Consider the following 6606-nt stretch of genomic DNA (forward strand, 5'->3'; position numbering starts at 1 on the left):
CTGCTCCCCTGCTCCCCTGCTCCCCTGCCCCCCTGCCCCCCTGCCCCCCTTCGGCAATGTCAATTTAAATCATTCTCAAGTGTTAGTGTTTCCCAATCTAAATCTGATGCTATTTGAGCAAGTTTATCTAAATCAGTCAGGTTATCTATATAGGGTAAGCAGCCTAAAACTGGCGTGTTAGTGAGTGATTGAATCAATTGATATGGTGTCCAGTCGGCTATTTCTGCATCCGTTCGAGGTTGTACGCAGTTCAGAACAATGCCTTTGAGATTGACGCACAATTGTCTAGCTAATGCTACATTCGCCACTGCTTGAGCGATCGCACCCAATCTCACTGGTACTACTAATACCGTTGGTAAACGCCATTCCCCCGCTAAATCAGCTACCGTTAATTCCTCAGTTATTGGCGAACCTAACCCTCCCAAGGCTTCTACAAGTACAAAATCACGCTGCGATCGCAATTTAGATAAAGCTTGCCACACTAGTGCTAAATCTACTCGGCGATTTTCCCGTGCTGCTGCTATGGGAGGAGCCAGAGGTGCTTGAAAGTATAAAGGTGTAATTTCTTCAGCAGATTGTTCTAGCGCGAATAGCTTTTGATACCACTCGCGATCGCCAACGCCCGATTGAATCGGTTTCATGATTCCCCAGCGACGCTGCGGGTAATATTTTTGCCAATAAGCTGCTAATGCTGTTGTTAAAACAGTTTTACCAGCTTCTGTATCAGTTCCAGTAATTAGTAGTGTGTTTAACATTAATTTCTTTGGCCAGAAAATGGTTGGGTTTCATCAGCCGGCGGCAAAGTTGGCGCTTCAGTAATCGTCGGAATTGGTAAGGGTGTCTCTGTGGGAATTGGCAAAGGTGTTTCTGTGGGAATTGGCAAAGGTGTCTCTGTGAGAATTGGCAAAGGTGTCTCTGTGGGAATTGATAAAGGTGTTTCTGTGGGAATTGGCAAGGGTGTCTCTGTCGGTGTTGGGTTGACTGGTTTTTCTAATGCAACATTGAGATTGTAATTGCTTTCGGCAACTCCTGAAAGCAGAGTTAACTCAATAGTATATCTACCAGTAACCAACAATGTGCCTTGATAAAATGTGACTTGTTGGGCAGTACTATCAATTGGTTGTCCATTGGGACTTAAGACTGTCAGCAGAATGCTGCTTCCTGGGTCAATAAACGTGTTTAATTTAGCACCTTCTCGCCCAAAAAAGCTGTACTGAATGATTTGATTTGCTTTGAGAGTACCTTCAACCGTGGTTGGGTTAGATGCTGTAAGGTTGAGGCGCTTAGTAGATATAACAGGTTGGTTAGTAGGTGTTGGTGTTGGTGTTGGTGTTGGTGTCGGTGTTGGTGTTGGCGTCGGTGTGAATGTAGTACCGCCAGCAATTACTGGTGAAGGGAAATTTTGTGGAAGCGTCTTATCTGATATTTTTGACTGACTGCGGATAGAACTTACTAGTGCCCAAGAACCAAATCCTGCTACGATCACTACACCAATGGCAATTGCGGCGATCGCTAACGGATTATCCAAGATTGAGCTGGTGGAACTTGGTGGAATCACAGGATCGGGTTTCTGGGGCGAAGCTGCTGGTGCTACTAAGTCAGGACGGCGACTAACTGCCATTGTCTGCAAGTTAGACACATTCACATTTGGAAGATTGACTTCGTGTAAAGGTTGTAGTGCTTGAGATACACTAACAGCAGTTTGATAGCGATCGCTCGGTATATGATTCAACATTCGATTCAACACTACAGCAAATCGCGGGTTCACTTTTACCCACCGTTGCCAATTCCAAGTTAGTTGGTTTTGATCGAATAGATCCTTTGGTTCTTTACCAGTCAGCAAAACAATCGCGCTCACCGCTAATGCATACAAATCACTACTAGGATAAGCTCCCCCTGTTTGCATTTGTTCGCTGGGAGAGTAACCTAATTTTCCCACGGTGGTTTCTGGTATGGGACTATCTGGCGATTGTAAACGCGTTGCCAGTTCCTTCACCACCCCAAAGTCAATTAACACAGGTTTAGCATCACTATCTCGCAAAATAATATTTTCTGGCGAGATATCTCGATGAATAATTCCTCTACTGTGAATATGCTCTAAAACAGGCAACAACAACTCTATCAGCTGCAATACTTCAGCCTCTGTGAAAGTTTTACCCACAGCTTGACGTTCAGCCAGCAGAGTGCGGTACGTCTGACCTGCAACGTAGTCCTCCACCAAAAATAAGCGTTGGTCTTGCTCAAATCTTTCCCGGAATTTCGGCACTTGCGGGTGTTCGATTTGATATAAAATGGCAGCTTCTCGGTGAAAAAGCTCTTGTGCCCTCTCCCAATCCAAAGCCGACCTTGCTGTTGAATTCAATTCCTTGATCGCGCAAAGTTCGTTAAAGCGCCTCTGGTCTTCTGCCAGATAGGTTCTACCAAATCCTCCTTGTCCGAGAATTTGAATTATGCGGTAACGGTTCTGCAAGACAGTGCCAACTGTAATCGGTGGTTGCATGATCGGTTGATTGAGTGTAGTAGCAACTGAGGAGGAAGTCACCCACAAAGATGAAGTCAAGAGGCGACGGACAGTTACCTGCGGCAATATTCTACTATACCCAACAAGTACACTCCCACCAGAGCAAGGTTGTTTCCTAGTCCATAACTTCAGAGTCCCCAATCCTCAATTCAATTTTTATTCCTGGGAAAACGATAGATTTTGAAATATGTAAAATTAACTTGAGAATCCAGCTTATATAAATAACTCATCTGTTTCTCAATCAATCCTTTGGAAAATAAATGGTCACGATTCACTACGCTCAAAACTATATCGGCATTATTTGTTAATTTTTCAATTTTTTTGCAAAATTTTCCTTAGTAATGCCCTTTATTAAAGGATTTCCTAAATTTATTCCATTCAGAGTTACAGTGTCACCTTTATATCTAAATAATCTTGGGTTGCCAAATCAATACTTCTCGCTTTGTGCATTTTTAACTCGGAATCGGGTTTTGGGTAAAGGGTAAAGGGTAAGGGTTAAAGGTTTTTTCTTTCCCTTTTCCCCAAAACCCGAGAAGTATTGGTTGCCAAATAAAAATATAGATTTTGTAGAAGGTGACTGATTTTTTATAAGAGACCTCTTGCAAAAATCGTTGAATCACCCCTCCCCAACCCTCCCCTTGTGAAGGGGAGGGAGCAAGATTTCAAGTTTCCCCCCAATATATCGGGGGGATTAAGGGGGGTCGATTCGACTTATGCAAGAGGTCTAAGGTACTGGGCAACAGAACAATAGTCATCTTTCTGATAATCACTATTAAAGTAGTAGTTAAAAAGAGAATAAATATTTAGAACTATCAGAGATAGGACGGCGATTTTAGCAAACTGAGATACTCCAACGAGAATCGCTATACATACCCAAGGCACTACCAAAACAGCAAGAAGAAAATCATGTCAGCACTTCAATTTCTTTTACTCGAAGCTAATCTTCCTGATGTAGAAGTCGTGCAAGCCACGCTGAGAGAGGGTGGGATTGACTGTGAATTACTGCGGGTAGAGACTCGCGCTGATTTTATCAGGGCACTGGAGAGCAACGCCATCGACCTGATTTTGGCAGACTATGCCTTGTCTAATTTTGATGAAATTGCGGCACTAACGATCGCCCGTCGCCTACGTCCTGAGATACCGTTTATTTTCATCTCTGGCAGTTTGGGTGAAGAATTAGCGATCGCAGCGATCAAACAGGGCGCGACAGATTATGTACTCAAGCAACGCTTAGGGCGGTTAGTGCCATCTGTACAACAAGCATTGCAGGAAGCGCTGGAACTTGACAAAGATACCATCGATCGCAAACAAGCTTTATCAGCCATCGAGTCAGACCTGAAAGATACGCAACTACTACACGAACTGAGCGCGAGGCTTGTAACCGAAGGCGACATTCAGACGCTCTACCAGGAGATTGTAGCTGCTGCGATCGCCCTCACACGGGCAGATGCCGGAACAGTACAAATTCTCGACGAAGCGACACAAGAATTGTTGCTGCTTGCCACACAGGGCTTAGAGCAGAATATGACCGAGTATTTCTACCGCGTGAATGCGGGTTCAAACACGCCTTGCGGTATTGCATTGACAACGGGCAAGCGCACCTTCGTTGATTTCGATGTGCCAGAGAGCGAAGACCCGTATGGCTCGATGCGGCTGCACCGTGAGGCGGGGTATCTCTCGGCACAGTCCACACCGCTAATTACCCGTTCAGGTAAAGCGATCGGCATGATTTCGACCCACTGGTGCAAACACCATCGACCGAGCGATCGCGAACTGCGGTTTCTCGATTTACTCGCCCGCCAAGCCGCCGATTTGATTGAGCAACGGCAAGGCGAAGCTGCATTGCGTGAATCAGAAGCCCGGATGCAGTCTATCACCAACCTCGTCCCCGACCTGCTCTGGGATAGTGAACCCAACGGATTTACCAACTGGTATAACCAGCAGTGGCTGGAATATACGGGGCAAACCTTTGAGCAGGCGATCGGCTGGGGCTGGGTAGATACGATTCATCCAGACGATCGCGAAGGATCTGCCCAGCGTTACCGAGAAGCGACCGAACAGGGCGTACGGCTACGACAGGAACACCGCATTCGCCGCTACGATGGAGAGTACCGCTGGTTCGTTGTCAATGCGTTTCCGCTCAAGGATGAGAGCGGCAAGGTCATCAAGATGTACGGCGCGGCGACCGATATTCACGAAGCGCGTGTCGCGATGGAAGCCCTGCGTGAGTCGGAAGCAAAATATCGATCGCTCTTTCAATCAATGGATCAGGGCTACGCAGTCGTCGAAGTTCTGGCAGACGACAACGGCGAATGGAACGACTTTCTCTTTTTGGAAGTGAACCCTGCATTTGAGCAACAAACGGCAGTGAGCAATGCAGTTGGACGCAAAGCCACCGAGATTTTGGGAACGCCAAACCCCGCCTGGGCGAAAATTTATGGTCGAGTCGCCCAAACAGGGGAACCTGTGCGCGTTGAGGAGAAAGAAGAAACGCTTGATCGGGTCTTTGATCTCTACGCCTTCCGTTTGGGTGAAGCCGAAAGCCGTTGTGTAGCGGTTCTGTTTACCGACATTACCGAACGCGTGGGCGTCGAAGACGAACGCAAACAGCACGATGCAAATCTCGCCTTTTTAGCCGAAGTCAGCCAAGACCTTGCGCGTCTGACGGACATTGACGAGACGATGAATGCGCTGGGCGAAAAAATCGGCAGACATTTCGACTTGTCAGCCTGCGCCTTTGCCGAACTTTATGGGTCGGCTGGAATTGCAGTCATCGACTACAACTGGCATCGCAGCGACGTGCCGAGCCTGCGTGGCACGTATCGCATGCAAGAGTTTTTAACACCCGAAGTTATGCAACTTTGTCTGGCAGGAGTTGATATCGTCATCCGCGATGTGTTCGACGATCCCCTGACCGATGGCGAGCAGTTTGCGACTCTGAATATCGGCTCTTTCCTCAGCATCCCGCTTATACGCAATGGCGAGTGGCAATTCCTGCTCGTTATCTATCGTAGCGAACCCCATGACTGGCGCGACGACGAAATCGAACTAACCCGCGAACTCGCCAACCGCATCTGGACGCGGCTTGAACGCGCCCGCGCCGAAGTAGGGTTGCGCGAATCAGAAGAAAAATATCGGCTGCTGTTCAATTCGATCACCGAAGGTTACGCCCTCTGCGAACTGCTGTATGACGACGATGAAAAGGCGATCAACTGGAAAATTTTGCAGGTCAACCCAGCGTTCGAGTCCCTGACCGGACTGCGCGATGTCGCAGGTAAAAACGCCACTCAACTGAATCAAGCGTTGAATCAGAACTGGCTGCAAACCTTTGGCACGGTGGGTCAAACAGGCGAATCGACCCGGTTTGAACACTACATCGACAGTGTAGATTGCTGGTTCGATATTTTGGTGTCGCGCATCGACGAAGATAAACACCACATTGTCGTCGTATTCAACAACATTACCGATCGCAAACAGGCAGAAGCCGATCAAATTCGCCTGATTCAGGAACAAGCTGCCCGTCAACAAGAACGCCAACGCGCCGAAACACTGGCAGAACTCGATCGCGCCAAAACTATCTTCTTTAGCAACGTCAGCCATGAATTCCGCACACCGCTAACGTTGATACTCGCTCCCCTGCAAGATGCCTTGAGCGATTCGGTAAATCCCCTAACTTCTTCACAACGGGAACGGCTAGAACTGGCACATCGCAATAGCTTGCGTTTGCTGAAACTGGTCAATACCCTGCTCGACTTCTCCCGCATCGAAGCCGATCGGCTGAAGGCAAACTACGAACCCACCGACTTATCCACCTACACGGCTGAACTGGCAAGTGTTTTCCGCTCGGCGATTGAGAATGCCAATTTGCAGTTAGTTATCGATTGTCCTCCCCTGCCCGATCCCATTTACGTCGATCGCGAAATGTGGGAAAAGATTGTGCTAAACCTGCTCTCCAATTCCTTAAAATTTACCTTCGAGGGTATGATTTCTGTCTCGCTCAAACCCGTTCAAGAGGGAGCAGGGGAGCAGAGGAGCAGGGGAGCAGGGGAGCAGGGGAGCAGGGGAGCAGGGGAGCAGGGGAGCAG

Annotated in this window: 3 protein-coding genes; 1 reads left to right on the top strand and 2 read right to left on the bottom strand. The window is 47.9% G+C overall.

Annotated features, from left to right (window positions below; genetic code table 11):
• Positions 1-59: 59 nt before the first annotated feature.
• Both bioD and RMY27_RS32535 read right to left on the bottom strand, forming a co-directional pair.
• Complete coding sequence (gene bioD / locus RMY27_RS32530) at positions 60-755, bottom strand: dethiobiotin synthase (protein ID WP_322668935.1); 696 nt, start codon at positions 753-755, stop codon at positions 60-62.
• A complete protein-coding gene (locus RMY27_RS32535; protein ID WP_322668938.1) occupies positions 755-2500 on the bottom strand; it encodes a protein kinase domain-containing protein in 1746 nt (581 codons plus the stop codon). The genes bioD and RMY27_RS32535 overlap by 1 nt, the downstream gene beginning before the upstream one ends.
• A gap of 927 nt (positions 2501-3427) precedes the next feature.
• On the opposite strand from RMY27_RS32535, the gene RMY27_RS32540 reads away from it, so the two are divergent.
• On the top strand, positions 3428-6606 hold a 3179-nt coding region (locus RMY27_RS32540; RefSeq protein ID WP_322668936.1), incomplete at its 3' end, for a PAS domain S-box protein.

The organism is Nostoc sp. DedQUE09 (assembly GCF_034530915.1).
Lineage (GTDB): Bacteria > Cyanobacteriota > Cyanobacteriia > Cyanobacteriales > Nostocaceae > Nostoc.

Excerpts from the sequence above, each read along its gene's own strand:
- RMY27_RS32535 (WP_322668938.1), bottom strand. The coding sequence starts at position 2,500 with ATGCAACCACCGATTACAGTTGGCACTGTCTTGCAGAACCGTTACCGC.
- bioD (WP_322668935.1), bottom strand. The coding sequence starts at position 755 with ATGTTAAACACACTACTAATTACTGGAACTGATACAGAAGCTGGTAAA.